Raw genomic sequence first — 16,294 nt, 5'->3', positions numbered from 1 at the left:
GTCACAGGTTCAAGTCCTGTGCAGGTCACCATACATAATCTTTGAGTAACGTGCTTTTTCGAGAGATTGTCTCCGAGGAAGTGCGTTTTTTATTTATAAAAAGTAACAAAAAAAGTAACAAAAATAAAAGTAACAGGTTTTTTATAAAATGTTACTCAAAAATATCATCAATCTTTTGTACAGCTTCTTTTTGCATTGTCGGTAAAACATGTGAATACGTATCTAAAGTAATTTTTACATTAGCATGTCCTAATCTTTCCGAAACTACTTTAGGATTTACCTTTTTTTGCAATAGAAGTGTCGCATGAGTATGACGCAAATCGTGAAAGCGTATTTTTGGTACTTGTGCCTTTTCAATTAGCTTATTAAAGACCCTTTTTCGGATATTTGACGGATGTAAGGGTGTGCCTAATGGCGTGCAAAACACAAGGTCATTATCTTGATAACCAATATCTAATGATTTCTCATGTTCAATTTTCTTTTTTTGGTCTAACAAGACCTGGATGGTCTTATCACTTAAATCAATGGTACGGTGACTTGATTTTGTTTTAGTACCTATTCTTAAATTTTGTCCGTCATGATCCAGAACTTGATTTACGGTAAGTGTTTTATTTTTAAAATCAATATCTTTCCATCTCAACCCAAATAATTCACCTTGCCTCATCCCTGTAGTTAAAGCAACAAAAAACAAATTATAATAACGGCTGCCTTTAGCAGCATCTAAAAATTTGTTCACTTCTTCCTGATTCCAAACAGTCATTTCATTTTTAGTTTCTTTTGGCAATGTTGCTTGTTTAGCAAAATTCTTTTTGATGTATCCTTGGATTATTGCGTATTCAAGTGAACTTTTGATGATATTAACCGCCTTTTTAATGGTTGAAGCAGAATATTTTTTGTCATATAAGTCAGATATGAACCTGTCTATAGTATCAGTCGTTATTTTACCTAACGGTATATTACCAATTGAAGGAATGATATATGATTCCAAATAGCGTTCATATACGACTTGCGTTTGAACGCCCAAACTTTTCTTTTTTATATTTTTAAACCAATCATTAACGAATGTCTCATAAGGTAATTTTGACGGCTCTACATATGTTCCTTTGATGACTTCTGCCTCAGCAAGCCGTAAGGCCTTTTTAGCCTCCCTTTCTGATTTAAACCCACTTTTTTTCTTTTGTTTACGTTTCCCATTTTCGTCCTTTCCCAAATCCAACATATAAAACCATTTTTGTTCGCCTTTTTTGGTTACATACTTGTGAACTGAACCAGCCATTTATATATCACCCTCAGATTGCTTCGTTAGTTGCTTAATGTATTTAATAATTTTTTCTCGATCTTCATCGCTAAAACTAAAGTCGGAGTAATCAAAACTCATTAACTCACGAAAAAATTTGAATTCTTCCTTAGTCCTTGGCAAAACTAGATTGTTTAAGTTTTTTATAATTTCGTATGCTAAAGAATAATCATGGTCAATGAGATTTTTAAGCGACTTATTGATATTGTCTAAAAGGTTATATAATGTTTTTTTATCTTCGTAATACCAATCATCAAATTGTGATACTTGATAATCAGGATCAGACAATACTCTTTGCTTTTCTTCATCTTTTTTAATGAGTTGTTTTAGTAAATCTTCTTCCAATTCCGGATCAACAATGCCGAATATCTCAAGAAATCCATTTATTTCAGATTCTTCATAACCAACATTCTTTAGCAATTGATAAGCCGTTTCATAATCCAAATTTTTGATCCTTCCGTTTTCGATATGGCTTACGTAGGCATCACCCTTTCCAATTTTCCTTGATAATTCCCTGGAGCCTATCTTTGCTTTTTTCCTTAGATACCTTAATGTTTGTCCAAAATTCGGTCTGTTATCTCCCAAATTTTTTCGCTCCTTGTGTCATAATTCTCATCTTGTATCATAAGTATAATACATTAATGCAAAAAATAAAATAACACTTCTAAAAAAGATATGATACACTTGACACATGGGACAAATATGATACAATTAAGAGTGTCATAGGATAATAGAGTAGATAGGAGGTGATTATATGGACAAAGAAATCTTGGATGTAGAGGATATTAGAAAATACCTGGGGATTGGACGTAGACAAGCCTATGATTTAGTTAATTCTGGTGCATTTCACGTTGTCCGAATTGGTAAACGAATTAAGATCTCAAAAGCATCTTTTTTGAAATGGCTCAATGGAGAGTAATTCTTTATACATAAATACATAAAAAACATTATTTTCAACCCAGGAGGACACAAAATGAAACGTAAACCAGCACCACCATTTAAATTAAAGATTACACCAGTAAATAAAAATAAATCCATCGAGGAGGTAATGTTTGAGAATAACTTTCGTGAGACTTTAGAAAAGATTATTTTCGCTAAAAAAGGATTGATAAATAAAGACAAATGAAAGGGGTGTTGCTAATGATAGTTTGATTGTTTCATAACTATAATGGTCGTTACTTTTGATTTATGAAATTTTAATTAAATGGGAGGGATTGAAAATGGAACAAAATACACAAAAATTGGCTGATATTGTATATAGGATCGCTGATGAGTTAATTTCACAAAAAAAAGATGAAATCATCGACTTTGTTTCAGATATCGTTTATGAGGTTACTTCTTCTGACAAGATGCAGATTGTTGACCATTCCTTAGGAGATAATCCATATGATTTATCAGGAGAATTAGTAACAGTTGATAATAAGATTGATATTTATACTTATAAAAAAAATGAAGATTATCCTGGTGGATACAGAAGTTTAATTGAGGATTATCTCAGCAACTTTTACACAGGTCAGAGAAGTGCAACGTATACAAGTGGTATGGGTTGGAAGTATCAAACTTATTATGATTATATTGAAGATTATCTTTTTGAAGTTACAAATGAAATTGCGGAAAGTATTTTTGACTATATATATAAAAATCACCGAGAATTGTTAATCCCCCATCTTTTATTTGGTGAAGATATAAATAATCAAGAAGAATGTTATGATTCATGGGTAGAACTATCATATGATTTGGAAGTTAATGGGGGAGCAATGGTTAATGAATTGGAATGTCTTTTTGAGAATATTGATTTAGTTAAATTATACGAATTAGGAAAGAGAAAAAGTGAGGAATCAGAAAATGCAACACAATCAAACTGACCCATTCCTAACAACCTGGAATGACATTGACGGCTATATAGAATTTTTAAGCAATCAAGATGGACAAGCGTTAATAGATGCTTATTACGATCAACAAAAGGGAGGAAATAACTAATGACACTTGTTTTTAATGATTTGGTTCGTAAATATGACGAGGAAAATGAACGATTTTTATATTATAACGATAAATTGTTCAGAGATAATATTTTGATCGTAGAAGATACTATTTACACTGCTGATGATGATGTAGAAATGATGATTTCAGTAAAGTATTTTAGTGATGAAGATGCGTGTCACTTTACCATTTATCAAGGTGAATTATTATCACCAATTCAAGTTTACAGAATAGTAAAGGATATTTATGACTTTTACAACGGAAATGATTTAGATATTTTCATTGATTTGATTAATGAATTTAGTATCAGTACTATGTCAGCATCTATGCAATCAAATGAAGAAAAAAGGAAAGAAATTTTTGATTGGGTAAAGGAACCTTTTAGATTTGTGTTTATAGTTAAAAATGCAGTTGACATAAAAGATATTAATGAGCAATTTAAACTTGTTAATCAGACATATATTCATAAACCACCATATTTAAAGTGATTTAGAAGGGAGGCTTTAAAACAATGGAAGCCTATAATTTACTTATCCGTTTTGGCCGTTATCTTGATGAAGGAAAAGAATTTAAACCAGAAGTCGTTCTGAGCACCGTTGAATACATTGATCGAAAATTACGATGGACGCCAGTTAAGGATTTTTTTAGATTGTTCCCGCCCATTAAAGATTATGATAATGAAAGCGGTTGGTGGGATTATCAATCAACCCTAGAAATGATCAAAAATGATTTCGGTAAGCGTTTTGGTAAAGACGACTTTAAACATTTGTTGATGAACGCCTGTTACGAAAACCGTTTTGTTCAAGAGGTTGGGGTGGCATATTTAAAAGCAATCAGAAGAATGAGTATACGGAAGATAGGACGAGATCCGGTAGCTGAGTTTTTAAATGAAATTTAGTTTAACACATATTTTTAAAATTCGGCTTCACATCAACGCAATATCACCTAAGATAAGCCGAACTATACATAGTCATTTTTTCTTATCGTTTTTAGGTTTTGGCCTTCTACGGTCTGAGTTAGCGAAAATTGTTTTAACTAATTCTCTAGCGGTATCCTTTGTGGACATAATAGCACCTCCTCATTTTAGAGTATTTTCGTCTACAAATTAACGATTTTGCTGATTAAGTCTCTAATACTAATGAGGATATGCAAAAAACCATCACGAATGTACTCCGAAAAAGTCACTTAATAAAGTGAAGGGTAAATATTTTTTTGCCCTTCACTTGAATAATTTCAAGGTTTATTATCTTATTTTTTTACATTAGAATTGAAAAAATTTAATTTAGAAAGGAGTAGCGAAAAATGGAATTAAACGAAATCACCAAAAAACAAATTTACTTGTTAAAACGTAAAAAGAAAAAAATCACTGCAAAACAAATCAGTAAAGCTCTAGGCATCAGTCAAAGTTTAATAAGTATGTACGAAAACGATGTGGCAAATATGAGTAAAGAAAAAATTGCAGCGTATGAGCATTATATTGATGCATATGAACCAAAAAAATAAAAAGGGTGGTGTAATTTTCGTCATTTTAATGACTACTTTTTACACCCCCATTTAAAAAAAAATAGAAGGACTACTCAAAATGGGAATAAAACAAAATGAATTTTTCTATTGCTATTCACCGATGTTATTCTATTTTTTAAAATTTGATAAATCGCTTGAGTATATTTGCACCGGAAAGCATATTGTATCAAACAAGCAATTTTGGCAATTTAAAAGAACTCCAGAATTAGAAAAAGCAATTGATGAGTTTAAGGAAAGAAAGTTAAAATTTTTTAACTCGGAGAAAAAAAGTTAAAATTTTTTAACTGCAAGTGGAAATTTAGTTAAAATTTTTTAACTAATTTTCCATCAACAAAGAAATTTAGTTAAAATTTTTTAACAAAGTTACACAGTTATACATAGGATACAAAATACAGAGGATACATACATAGGATACTGTGATGTGTGTTGTTTGATATTTTCAACGGAATATCAACCCCAAAAATGATAGGATACTTAAAAGGGTCATATATAACGACTGCTAAATCGATTTCAACTGGTAAACAATTTTGGCTCTTTGAACAGAGTGAGGAATTGGATAGTGCCATTAAGAAATACAAAAAAATATCTAAAAGGGTGGTGTAAAAATCGGCATTATTTTAACCGTTTTTTACACATGGTGTAATTTTCGTCATTATTTTGACCACTTTTTACACCCCCTGGTGTAAAAATCGTCATTTTAATGACCACTTTTTACACCCCTATGGTGTAAAAAACGTCATTATTTTGACCTAAAATTACACCGATATACAGAGAATACATATATACAGAGAAAACATACATACAGAGGAAGTGTGTTGTGTGTGTACGCTAACGCTTGACAAAAAACAAGAACAAATAAAACAAATAAAGAAAGTGGTGTTTAATCATATATGCTATTCAAAAACATTAAAGATCAAGATTTTATCCGAGTATACAATTGTCTTTTAGATAACAAAAGTGAATATTTTTTAAACCAAAATGAGTATTATATCTATGCATTATTGTTTGTTAATCGAATGATGGACGGATCAATTAAAGTTAACATTGATTTACTTAATCAAATGATGCCAAATAAATTTACTTCAAAAGAAAATCTCAATAAAAGAAAAATATTAGAGACTTTGCAATCTCTAATAAGTAAAAAAGTGATTAAATTAGAAAACGAAAACGATATTACATCCATTAAATATTATACCTTATTGGAATTAACAGTCAATGATTTTTTGCTAATGAATAATGGTTTAATCGATGAAAAAGAAAATGAAAGTACAAACCAAGTAAATCAATATAAAAATTTCACAAAAATTCCTTATCACAAATTTTATGATTTGGATATTCGTGATTTTTATATTTATTCTTTAACCGCAAAATGGAAACATGGTTTTAAATGTTCTTACGAAACGTGGAAAAACATTTTAAATTTAAACGACAATAAATACGCCATGAAAGTCATCAATGATGCAGTTGACAGAGGTGTTATTTACAAAAATATTGGTGATTATATTGCGGAAAAACGCCAAGATATAAATACATATTATATCCATGAAATCAGCGATGATTTGAAAACCATTCAAAGCAAGAAAAACGAAAAAATCATTCCGCTTCCTGTTTCTGATGATGTCGCTGAAAGCGACATAGAGCCGGAACAAGAGGAAGATGAAGAATATTATCATGAAACGATCAGTGCTTTTAAAAATCCAACAAGAGACCCTAATCAATTTCCTGAGGTTGAACACTATTTACGCTACTTAATTGCCAAAGAGAGAAAGAAAAAAGGAATTAGCAACACTTTGGATGAAAAACTGATTAGAGCTGCTGAAAAAAGAATTAAGGATCTTGGTGGGGAAGAAAATAACATAAAAGTTAAAATAAATATAAAACAGGCAAAGATTGAATTAGCAAAAATGAAATCACAATTAGAAGAAGATGAACACAAACAACAAGAAATAAATCGCATTGAAATGATTAAAAATGCAGAAGGCCTTTTCGTTACACGAGATGGGAAAGACATTGAATTAAAGGATATTGATGATTTGCTTTTGACTGATTCAATTTTAATGGTTAAAAAGGACTATAGAGGAAATAGGTTTATTGATGTTGTTGATGAAATACCTGTTAGAAATATCATCGAAGGCATTGAGGATAGAACCCAATCGAGTAATTTACCCGATGATAAAAAACATATAATGCTTGAAAATCTAAAAGAAATTATTCGTAAAAATCGCAAGGAATTTATTGTTGAATTTGATGATTATAGACGTAAGTATATAAAATTTATCAATCAAACTAGAAAATATGATGAAGAATGGATTGGGGATATTTTTATGGCATTTGGCGAAAACAATATAGAAAATATTTCTTTATCTAGTCGAATAAGAAAAGAAAATAATAAAAAGCAAAATGTTGTTATACCTAAAAATGATCAGGATGGAATAGATATTGTGACGCTTTTTCAATGAAAAATGGTACATACCTGGTACATGGTGGTACAGGGGGCGGTACAGGGTAAAACCATCAAAACTGTACCACCTTAAACGCCAAAACCCTTGATACATAAGGGCTTTTAATTGGGTGGTACAGGTGGTACATACTTTTTTCTATTGAGAATCAAAAAATATAAATAAAAACCATAAAAAATAAAAGAAGTGAAAAATACCCTGTACCACCTGTACCACTTTTTAAAAAATGTTGATTTTACGGGCTTTTTGGTATCAAAGTGGTACAGGGTGGGGCTAAAAAGCCTGTACCATAGGGTGTACCACCTAAGCCAACCCCTGTACCACCTTTAATATGTTCGTATATAGATTAATATGATCTCATGACTTTTAGTCCTATTGCCTTTAAGAGGCTGAGCCGGAAACCCTTGATACATAAGGGCTTTTTAACAAAGTTATGACTTTTGTTGTGTATTTTTATTGGTTATTTTTAATCAATCTGTAAGGGTGTTGACAAATTGGTAAATAGTGTGGTATATTATAATTGGATTATTAGTTTTATAGTTTGTTTGATATATTTTTTTAACATTTCATTTGACAAAATAGTAAAATAAATATAAAATTAAATTTTTATAATTTAAGGAGGTGATTATATTGTAGCGAGGATGGTTGTTGTTGGTGATGTTGATGAGGTCGTGCCCAGCGAGGTCATAAGCGAGGTCATAAAGGTATCGAACTATTCGATATGGTTGTTGCTTGTCGGTAAACATGTTGGGGAGACATGTGGTTTGTAAATGAGGCTATTAAAAATAAAACGGGGGGATGTTTATTGATTAGAAAGATTAGGAGGAAAAATAGATGGAGAAGAAGGGTAACATTAAATTTAAGGATGTTATTATTGAATATTTAAACGGTAATGACAAGGCCTATGAAAAAATTGTTAAATTTAAGGACAGACATGAGGAAAAAGGTTTAAGAAGATATACATATTATCAAGATCCAGGATTACATAGTTTTTATGAATTTTGTCTACAAGCCTATTCTAAATTAGGCCGAGATGAAATTGAGTCGTTGTTTCAAGTCGGGTTGTATAATTTCTTTCATGATTTAAAAAATAAAAAAGAATATAGAGATACGGCAAAAACACTTTCAAATAATGGTTTGTTGAAATGGGCAAAAAAATACATACAAGGAGTAATTCTTGATGAATTTAACAGGCAATATGGTAATTTAAAATTTGATTCAAAAACCGGAAAGGAAACAAAAGAAATTGATATTGTTTCTGAGTATCGGTCATCGAATAATTATTATGGTGATGATGATGATTTATCTGATTCATTGTCATTTTATAATTTAAGTGCTTTTCAAAATTGGAATAAGAAAAACCCATACATAAGTTTTGCTGATTTCATCAAGGAAATTAACCTTGAAACATACATAATCAATATTTTGACGGATCAGCAGTTAGCCGTTTACTACAAATTGTTAGACAAATATCAAATTGAAAATCAAAAGACATACGGTAATCAAAAAATCGCTGAAGAATTAGGCATATCCGAAACCAGGGTAAGGCAAATTCAAGAAACAATCGGCGATAAATTGTGGAGAGTTTATCAGTTATGGTACCAAACAAAGAGAAAAAAGAATGTGCCATTGTCTCACGAGATTAGAGACTTTTTAGCATTTTATGACCGGATCATTGAAACGGTTGATGATGTTAATGTGCTATTCGAGATGCTTATCAGTTGGTTAAAAGTGCAGGTAGAAAAAGAAAAGCAAGTCAACGTAGATTATTTATTTAATAATCAAGCAGATGATAGATTAGGCATTATTGACTTGATTTCTGATAGCGATAGCGAGTTTAAAGAAATACTCTTAAAAATGGATAAACATCTTCACAAAAGCACTTATATAACCATTTGCAAATTAATTAGTGGTGAAATTGATAAGGATAAATTAAAAAAGGAATCAAAAAAGACGATCATTACCAAGTGCTTAAACATTTTTTATACATATTTGAGTGATTTAGATAAAGATTTAAATCGGATTGCACAATACATAACTACTTTTAATAAAAAAAATAAAGAGAAAGAACATTATAAAGGGCTATTAAAAGAAGATTTGTTTAATAAAAAAAATAAAATAAAATAAAAATATGCAAAAAACCGATGCTTATCTACTACGAAAATGATACATAATATAGTGAAGGAAGTTATTTTTAAGCGATTTATTCCACCTGCAGGATGAATAAATCATACCTAATTTACATAAATGCCTCATGGAAGAAGAGGGAGAAAAGATTAGTCCATTTATGGGCTAGTCTTTTTTTATGATTTATTCATTTTCTGTAATAAATTTATTGATTGATTTTTAACAAAAGAGGTGAAAAGGAGTGAGGTGAGATGACGAGAGATGAGATTTTACAATTGTACACTGAAAAAAAGCGAAAACGCATCACCAACAAATCGTTAGCAGAAGCCATTGGATGTTCGGAGTCGTTGATCAGTCATTATTTTAACTTTAATTGTAATATCAGCCCAGAAAAAGAGCAAAAGTTAGTTAATTTAATTCATCAGGCTAAAGAATATCGATGGCAAAAAGTTTGTGTTGATTAGTCATTATATACTCTGGAAAATATTCCTTTTTTTGAATATCAATAGCACAATTCAAAATTCGTTTATCTAAAACCATTATTTATTTCTTCCTATGTCGGTACCAGTAACCTTGAGCAAGTTGCTGCCCAGTCATGCCTCCGACGTAAAACAAAAGGGTGACAAAACCTTCTATTAAAAATTCCTCCTAATTAAATGGCCAGGGACGGGAAAGTTAATTAAATTCCCGTCCTTGTGTTCATTTATTTTTAGCGTTAAGGGAAGGGGAGAAGATGATGAATAAAGAAAATGAAAAAGTTGAATTAACAATCAATGAAATTGAAGAATTAGCCTACAATGCGGTTCGAGGGGCGTTAAGAACCTTTTATAATGGACTTGCTAAGGCGTTTTTTGACCGCTGGGATCGTGATTTTGAATCGATTGTCGCTGATATAGAGTATATCAAGCGTTTTTTGCAGACAATGAACAGAGATGAAAAGGATAATGATAATGAGTATGGTGAATATGAAGAATTTGATGACACACCAGTTTATGCCATCTATGAAAATATGCACAAAAGGGGCAAAAAATAAGTGGATATTAGAGCATACAAAAAACAAATTCGTAAAGCGTTAGATGATCAAAAAATTAAAAACATGAAGTATTACTTAATTTTGGAAGAAGAATTTGATGATATGAGCATCGAAGATTGTGCAAAAATGGTTAGAATGATTAAGCATTTTGTTGACGAAACACACAACAATGGAATTTTTTTGGTGAACATGTGCAATCGTTACTTAAATAAGCGAAAAGAGATGGAAGCCCTAATGGAAACTTTGTTGCATTAGAAGGTGATTTGATGGACAATGAATGGTTTAAGGTATTAGAAAAGATTTATTGGGAAGCGGTCAAACATCGAGATTTTGAGCATTTATATTTGATAAAAGATGATGAATTCAAGGATTTTATTAAATATGAGTGGTTAGAAGGTATGGGATATATTCAAATACAAAATGTTGATGGAAAAAAATACGCAAAAATAACGAGGGATGGCCGGATTAAAGTTGAAAATTACTACATGATTATGAGTTACAAAGCAACTTGAGAAAGTGGCTTTTTTATTTTTTATTAAATGAGGAGGTTAAATAATGACCAAGAAAAAGTCGAAGGAAGAAATTTTAAATTTGAAATTAAGTTTTTTAGATAATCTGATCAAGTTAAAAGAGACTGATTTTATTTATAAAGGATGGCTTGATGAAGAAATTAAAGACTTGGTTACTGACATTTCTACAAACTATTGCAAGATATTTGAAGGATATTGGTATTAAAACCCCTAGAGGTAAGACTACATGGGGTCATAGCGTTTGATTAGAAAGTTTGGTGATTTTAAAAAATGATTGGACACGAATTGAGAGAAGCAGTCGAAGTCATAAAGTTTTTGAGAAAACAAGGCATTGATGACAGTATTATTGTAGATTCACTAATTGCAGCTGTAGAATGTCAAACGATCGAGCAAGGTGCTGAATATATGTTCAAGGCGGTAACGAAAAATAAAAAACAATAAAAAGAACAAAGGATGGAGAAGATTTATGAACAACAAAACTGTAGAAAAAGAATTAACCGGAGTTATAGGATTAGTTGACAAGGTGTTGAGCGAATATCCAGAAACCAGGAGCAATGATTCAGCGTTGTTTATTCAGGTATGTAAGAAGTTGGGGCTTACATCGTTAGAGGACATGAAGAATGTTCCGTTATTGACGATTACGAGGGCAAGGCAACACATACAAAACGAATTAGGCCGTTGGCAACCAGATGAAGAAATAAAGAAACTGAGAAAAGATCGCCAAATTCAATTTAAGCAATATATGGCACAGTTGAAAGAGGCGAAATGATATGGGAAATCTTTTGTTATTGTTTGTTATTGGGTGTTTGTGTCAATTAGGAATGATTTATTTAATCGACTTTTTAGGTGATTTGGTGTATTTGGTAAGAAAAATGAATAAATCAAGATAAGGAATATGGTGGCCTTATGGAAGGCTTTTTTTATTTTCTAAAAGGCATCTTAAACGGTGCCTTTTTGATTTTGTTTTTGTGGTGAGGTGTTTTAATGATCCCAGAAAAAGTGAAAGTGGCGGGGATTGAATATGACATTAAAGAGGTAAATGGCCTTACTGATAAATTTAATTTACTTGGTCAGATCAATTACAATATCGGTATCATCGAATTGGATGATGGTATAAGTGAATGCAGAAAAGAACAGACATTAGTGCATGAGATCCTTCACGCTTGTTTTAAGGAAGCGGGATATGATGAACATGATGAGGATATGATCAATCGTGTTGGTATTGTGTTGTATCAGGTATTAAAGGATAATGAGTTGTGTTTTAAAGCGTAAGCCCTGCTATTTGGAGAGTTTGACTGACTCAGGAGAGAATTAGTTCGGTGTCGAACGACGATGACCAGAGACTTTGATTTTCTTTCCACAACATAAATGAAAGATATATATTTCTTGAAGCAGATAGAATAACATCAGATGCATTATTTGCAAAACTTGATTCAAAACCTCAAAATATTGATAAACAAATTGATTTTATAATTAACTTAGACTAAATTTATTACTAATTTTTTGGCGCCTAATAAAAAAGGCGCTTTTTTGTATAAACCTAAAGTTAATTGTTTGAATAGGTTTTTGTAATTCTTTCTATTAAAATATCAAGGAAAAACTAGCAATAAATAATGATTTACGATGAATATTCGGATAAATTATAAATGTATTTTCTAAATTAATTCCCATTAAGGAATCATATTTAAGTGTATCCTCTGGTGAAACACTTTGTAATTGCTCTTTAATCATTTGGTTTGTAATTTGAAAGTGCTGTTCTATTTGTTTTGAATAACCTTTTAGTTGATCAAATTCGATTTCATATAAACATGAAAAGGTGCTAAATATTGATGTATCTATCATATAAAATCCCCCTTATCTTTTTTTAATTATAATGGAACTTTTATTTTTAAAAAATATTAAAAATGTCGGTTTGTAAGGTGGTGAATATACATGGAGATTTTAGACGATAGGAAAATACTTGCTATTGAATTACTAGCAGATGGAGAGTATACAAAAACCGAAATTGCAAAGAAATGTGGAATTGCTCGTCAAACTTTATATGATTGGTTAGATAACGATCTATTTAGGGCGGAGTTGGACAGGCGGTTACAACAGAAAAAAAGTCTCGTTCAAAAAAAAATTGATGGCAAATTAGACTTTGTCATAGAGAAGTTGTATGAATTGGCAAACGACAGTTCAAACAAGCGTGTTCAAGCCCAAGTCCTTCAATACCTTGCGGATCGGGCATTAGGTAAACCAACAAGCAAACACGAAATTGAAGCGGCCATGAACGATAAAAACAATATTGATGAAGATATTTTGGAAGCAGAATTTGACGAAGTGGATAATGAAGATGAAGAATAAAGGCCTTCCCATTTTTAGAATGAGAAGGCTTTTGAGACGGCTTCAGCCATTTCTTTTTCGGTTGGGTTAGCATATCGCCTTGTGGTGTTAATATCACGATGGCCAACAAGTGCGGCGATAGTCGTTAAATCAACGTTATTACGGGCTAGGATAGAGCAATACGTATGTCTTAAAAGGTGCGGATTTATGCCGTATTTGTTTAAAATGGTTTGAACCATCCTAACCGATATTCTTCCTCTCCTAGAAGTAAATAAGGCTTCATTATCATCCGTTCTATGATCAAGGTAACGTTTTATATATTTAAATTGCTTAGCGTCAACAAAGACTTTTCTTGCTTGATTCGTCTTTGATTCATTGATATGGACTGTATAAATACCTTTGTGATATGTGATGTCGTCACGATTACAATTAACCAGTTCAGATACTCGGCACCCAGTATAGAGTAAAAAGTCTATAATGGCTTGATCACGTTCCCTTGTTGGACTTGATTTGTCATTGGCAACAGATAACCTTAGTTTGGTTACTTCCTCTTTGTCTAAGCCTTTGCTTTCCTGTTTGCTGATGTGCGGAACCCTTTGAATCTCGATGTCATCAACCGCATGCAACTGATTTGAATAGTGACAGAAAGAGCGGATAGCAGCATAAATGCGATTGATGGTAGCGGGCGAATAGTTATTCTTTAATGTGTTAAGGTATTGTTGAACGATGAGGTCATTTAAATCATTTAATGATGTGTTATACTTTTGGATATAGGCATTAAAGTTTTTGAGATCCCTTTTATAATTCTTTAATGTGTTTGGGCTTTTGTTCCGCATCCGTTTTGACTCCAGAAATTCATCGATTAGCATTAGTAATCATCTCCTTAAATTAGTTATACGCAATACAGAGCACTAGATTTTGGTATTTATTACCAGTAAATTAAGCGATTTAATCTAGGATATGTATCGTTTACACCTATTATAATACTGTTTAATTGCGTATAAGTCAAGTTATATACAATTAAACAATCGGTTGATTTATTAGTTGTTAGTCATTATCCAATAAATAATGACTCATGATATGAGATATTGAATTATTGATAAATTTAATGATGATCCACTTGCCAAAAAACCGATGAACAAATGAGTTTATTTTCATTTGGATAGGGGTGGGTACCTTCTCATTCCGTCCGGCCAGCCAGCCTACAGCAGTCGCTACAATTTTTTATAATAATTTTCAGGGTTCGAGGGAGGTGAACAACATAGCAGACATCATAAACACAAAAGAGAATAGGCAATTACTATATAAATACTTAAAACAATTCTTTGGTGAAGAAAAAGCCAAGCAGTTAATGATCAAGCATAAGGATAATTTATTTGGTAAAGGTTCGCTTGCCTATTCCATCGGCAAACGGTCTTTATCGTTTTTTTGTCTATATTTCCTCCAAGATTTTTTCGTTCCTAAGCCGAATAACTTAGTCAGAAACCTTGCCCCTGTTCATTATGAAATATGGCAAGAATTAGAGGATATGTTCATCCACAATAAGCATGACAAAGAAGAATTCATTTTAAGTCGGGGTATCGGCAAAACCACAATTATTGATATGGCTTTAAGTTGTTATCTCCATGTATATAAAAAGTCCATATTTACCATTGTCTTAGCAAATAGGGAATTGGACGCTATAAATTTTGTAGACCAAACCAGAAAAGCGCTCCAAACTCCTTATATTGTGAATACATTCGGCAATTTAGTCAATCCTCACAAACGTACAGTAAATAAACTTGAATTAGAACTCGACAATGATACAAAAATTCAAGCCTATTCCTCCGGATCATCCGTTCGAGGTGCGAGTTATATCTCTAAGGATGGTATTTTTCGCCCGATGGTCTATATAGCGGATGACTATATTTCCGAAAACGATATTTTAAGCGATGAAGCCAAACAGAAGAAATACCAACGATGGCTTAAAGAAGTCGAAGAAGGCGGTGACGAAGCCGTCTATCGCAACGGAAAACTTGTCAAACCGGCAACTAAATTTGTTGTTATCGGTACACCCTTAGCCGTTGGTGATTTCATTGATTCAATCCGTAAAAATCCTGAATATAAAGTTTTTCATCGAAGTGTCGTTGACTTTGATGTTGATGAATATTTTGATACTCATCCTCATTGGCAAAAATTCAAAGAAATTTTATTCGATGATAAACTAGACGATCCAGAAGCCCATGCTAAACAATATTATGAAGAACACAAAAAAGAAATGGACTTCCTAACAATTTGGGAAAAATACAGCTGCTATAAATTAGCATTAAAATACTTTAATAAACGTTTGGCATTCATGCAGGAACTCATGTGTAATTGTGAAAACATCGGTGACAAATGGTTCAAATCCAATCGAACCCAACCAAAAGAAGAAATTGAGGATCACAAATTCATTAAAACCATGCTGACCATTGATGCAGCAGGAGTTAAAAACAAGGATAAAAACAGGTCAGACTATTTTGCCTTTGTGGTTGGCTCACTTGCTGACAATGGCTTTAAATATGTCCGTAAAGGCGAAATACAGAAATTCGATGAATTTGACCAATACATCAATCATGTAATTGACCTTCTTTACGAATTTGAGGACATAACCCATGTTTATATTGAAAAAAATACCTATAACGGTTTGGATGTTGAACGAATCCAACAAGAATTAGCGAAAGAAAAACATAAGGCATTATCTAACCGTAATATAACTTTCATAAATGAAATGCAGCGAAAAAATAAGGATGAAAAAATTTCGACTATTGTTGATGCCATTAACAACGGTCGAATTATTTTTTGCTCAGAAAGAGTGCAAAAGAAAGCACTTGATCAATTGATGGAATTTGCCGGACAACAATTCACTTTACATGATGACTTTGTAGATGCCGTTTCCGAATTTGCGAATCGGATTGATGAAATTGAAATAAAAAATAAACGCCTTCAAACCATTGATCGAAGGCTTTTAGGTATATAACACATAAAAGAAAGGTGGTGC

General features: G+C 31.8%; 24 protein-coding genes. 20 read left to right on the top strand and 4 right to left on the bottom strand.

Annotated features, from left to right (window positions below):
* Nucleotides 1-151: 151 nt before the first annotated feature.
* Together H532_RS0110565 and H532_RS18565 are read right to left on the bottom strand one after the other, a co-directional pair.
* Nucleotides 152-1,276 (bottom strand): site-specific integrase, encoded by a 1,125-nt coding sequence (locus tag H532_RS0110565; protein ID WP_027725456.1) that lies wholly within the window; start codon nucleotides 1,274-1,276, stop codon nucleotides 152-154.
* Nucleotides 1,277-1,882: a helix-turn-helix domain-containing protein gene (locus H532_RS18565; RefSeq protein WP_038112167.1), complete on the bottom strand. Its 606-nt coding sequence runs from the start codon at nucleotides 1,880-1,882 to the stop codon at nucleotides 1,277-1,279.
* Between the two features lie 169 nt (nucleotides 1,883-2,051).
* On the opposite strand from H532_RS18565, the gene H532_RS19925 reads away from it, so the two are divergent.
* From H532_RS19925 to H532_RS0110445, 18 genes are all read left to right on the top strand, one after another.
* Entirely contained in the window at nucleotides 2,052-2,216 is a 165-nt protein-coding gene (locus H532_RS19925) for a helix-turn-helix domain-containing protein (protein ID WP_081412425.1), read from the top strand.
* 54 nt (nucleotides 2,217-2,270) lie between these two features.
* Nucleotides 2,271-2,423, top strand: coding sequence for a hypothetical protein (locus H532_RS20345; protein WP_155995030.1), 153 nt, complete (start codon nucleotides 2,271-2,273; stop codon nucleotides 2,421-2,423).
* A gap of 94 nt (nucleotides 2,424-2,517) precedes the next feature.
* A complete protein-coding gene (locus H532_RS0110545) occupies nucleotides 2,518-3,162 on the top strand; it encodes a hypothetical protein (protein ID WP_027725454.1) in 645 nt (214 codons plus the stop codon).
* A gap of 114 nt (nucleotides 3,163-3,276) precedes the next feature.
* The gene (locus H532_RS0110535) at nucleotides 3,277-3,765 is read left to right on the top strand and encodes a hypothetical protein (RefSeq protein ID WP_027725453.1); all 489 of its coding nucleotides are present in this window, start codon (nucleotides 3,277-3,279) and stop codon (nucleotides 3,763-3,765) included.
* A 23-nt stretch (nucleotides 3,766-3,788) separates the two neighbouring features.
* Complete coding sequence (locus H532_RS0110530) at nucleotides 3,789-4,175, top strand: hypothetical protein (RefSeq protein WP_027725452.1); 387 nt, start codon at nucleotides 3,789-3,791, stop codon at nucleotides 4,173-4,175.
* A gap of 404 nt (nucleotides 4,176-4,579) precedes the next feature.
* Nucleotides 4,580-4,780: a helix-turn-helix domain-containing protein gene (locus H532_RS0110520; protein ID WP_038112164.1), complete on the top strand. Its 201-nt coding sequence runs from the start codon at nucleotides 4,580-4,582 to the stop codon at nucleotides 4,778-4,780.
* A 79-nt stretch (nucleotides 4,781-4,859) separates the two neighbouring features.
* Nucleotides 4,860-5,075, top strand: a complete 216-nt coding sequence (locus tag H532_RS0110515; protein WP_038112162.1) for a hypothetical protein — start codon at nucleotides 4,860-4,862, stop codon at nucleotides 5,073-5,075.
* 149 nt (nucleotides 5,076-5,224) lie between these two features.
* Nucleotides 5,225-5,404, top strand: coding sequence for a DUF5659 domain-containing protein (locus H532_RS21085; protein WP_027725449.1), 180 nt, complete (start codon nucleotides 5,225-5,227; stop codon nucleotides 5,402-5,404).
* A gap of 287 nt (nucleotides 5,405-5,691) precedes the next feature.
* A complete protein-coding gene (locus tag H532_RS0110500; protein ID WP_027725448.1) occupies nucleotides 5,692-7,260 on the top strand; it encodes a hypothetical protein in 1,569 nt (522 codons plus the stop codon).
* 834 nt (nucleotides 7,261-8,094) lie between these two features.
* Complete coding sequence (locus tag H532_RS0110490; protein WP_027725447.1) at nucleotides 8,095-9,387, top strand: hypothetical protein; 1,293 nt, start codon at nucleotides 8,095-8,097, stop codon at nucleotides 9,385-9,387.
* 251 nt (nucleotides 9,388-9,638) lie between these two features.
* The gene (locus H532_RS18560) at nucleotides 9,639-9,851 is read left to right on the top strand and encodes a helix-turn-helix domain-containing protein (RefSeq protein ID WP_038112159.1); all 213 of its coding nucleotides are present in this window, start codon (nucleotides 9,639-9,641) and stop codon (nucleotides 9,849-9,851) included.
* 272 nt (nucleotides 9,852-10,123) lie between these two features.
* Nucleotides 10,124-10,420, top strand: coding sequence for a hypothetical protein (locus H532_RS0110480; protein ID WP_027725446.1), 297 nt, complete (start codon nucleotides 10,124-10,126; stop codon nucleotides 10,418-10,420).
* Nucleotides 10,421-10,675, top strand: a complete 255-nt coding sequence (locus tag H532_RS0110475; RefSeq protein ID WP_027725445.1) for a hypothetical protein — start codon at nucleotides 10,421-10,423, stop codon at nucleotides 10,673-10,675.
* Between the two features lie 11 nt (nucleotides 10,676-10,686).
* The gene (locus H532_RS0110470; protein WP_027725444.1) at nucleotides 10,687-10,932 is read left to right on the top strand and encodes a hypothetical protein; all 246 of its coding nucleotides are present in this window, start codon (nucleotides 10,687-10,689) and stop codon (nucleotides 10,930-10,932) included.
* A gap of 43 nt (nucleotides 10,933-10,975) precedes the next feature.
* Nucleotides 10,976-11,155 carry a hypothetical protein gene (locus tag H532_RS0110465; RefSeq protein ID WP_027725443.1) on the top strand — a complete coding sequence of 60 codons (180 nt, stop codon included), beginning with the start codon at nucleotides 10,976-10,978 and terminating at the stop codon, nucleotides 11,153-11,155.
* Between the two features lie 65 nt (nucleotides 11,156-11,220).
* Nucleotides 11,221-11,391, top strand: coding sequence for a hypothetical protein (locus H532_RS20340; protein ID WP_155995029.1), 171 nt, complete (start codon nucleotides 11,221-11,223; stop codon nucleotides 11,389-11,391).
* A 25-nt stretch (nucleotides 11,392-11,416) separates the two neighbouring features.
* Nucleotides 11,417-11,719, top strand: a complete 303-nt coding sequence (locus tag H532_RS0110455) for a hypothetical protein (protein ID WP_027725442.1) — start codon at nucleotides 11,417-11,419, stop codon at nucleotides 11,717-11,719.
* Nucleotides 11,720-11,934: 215 nt separating this feature from the next.
* Entirely contained in the window at nucleotides 11,935-12,222 is a 288-nt protein-coding gene (locus H532_RS0110445) for a hypothetical protein (RefSeq protein ID WP_027725441.1), read from the top strand.
* A 309-nt stretch (nucleotides 12,223-12,531) separates the two neighbouring features.
* Here the strand turns inward: H532_RS0110445 and H532_RS0110440 are convergent, their stop codons facing one another.
* Nucleotides 12,532-12,792, bottom strand: coding sequence for a hypothetical protein (locus tag H532_RS0110440; protein WP_027725440.1), 261 nt, complete (start codon nucleotides 12,790-12,792; stop codon nucleotides 12,532-12,534).
* Between the two features lie 90 nt (nucleotides 12,793-12,882).
* Between H532_RS0110440 and H532_RS18555 the strand changes: the two genes are divergently transcribed.
* Nucleotides 12,883-13,296 (top strand): phBC6A51 family helix-turn-helix protein, encoded by a 414-nt coding sequence (locus H532_RS18555; protein WP_051263266.1) that lies wholly within the window; start codon nucleotides 12,883-12,885, stop codon nucleotides 13,294-13,296.
* Between the two features lie 14 nt (nucleotides 13,297-13,310).
* Here the strand turns inward: H532_RS18555 and H532_RS0110430 are convergent, their stop codons facing one another.
* Complete coding sequence (locus H532_RS0110430) at nucleotides 13,311-14,144, bottom strand: tyrosine-type recombinase/integrase (RefSeq protein ID WP_027725439.1); 834 nt, start codon at nucleotides 14,142-14,144, stop codon at nucleotides 13,311-13,313.
* Nucleotides 14,145-14,527: 383 nt separating this feature from the next.
* Between H532_RS0110430 and H532_RS0110425 the strand changes: the two genes are divergently transcribed.
* On the top strand, nucleotides 14,528-16,273 hold the full coding sequence (locus H532_RS0110425) for a terminase large subunit (protein ID WP_211231968.1): 1,746 nt from the start codon (nucleotides 14,528-14,530) through the stop codon (nucleotides 16,271-16,273).
* Nucleotides 16,274-16,294 lie beyond the last annotated feature (21 nt).

Origin of the sequence: Tuberibacillus calidus DSM 17572, from assembly GCF_000430685.1 — a bacterium.
Classification (GTDB): domain Bacteria; phylum Bacillota; class Bacilli; order Bacillales; family Sporolactobacillaceae; genus Tuberibacillus; species Tuberibacillus calidus.
The sequence above is the reverse complement of the archived record's forward strand: the minus strand, read 5'-3'. Positions and strand labels throughout refer to the sequence as shown.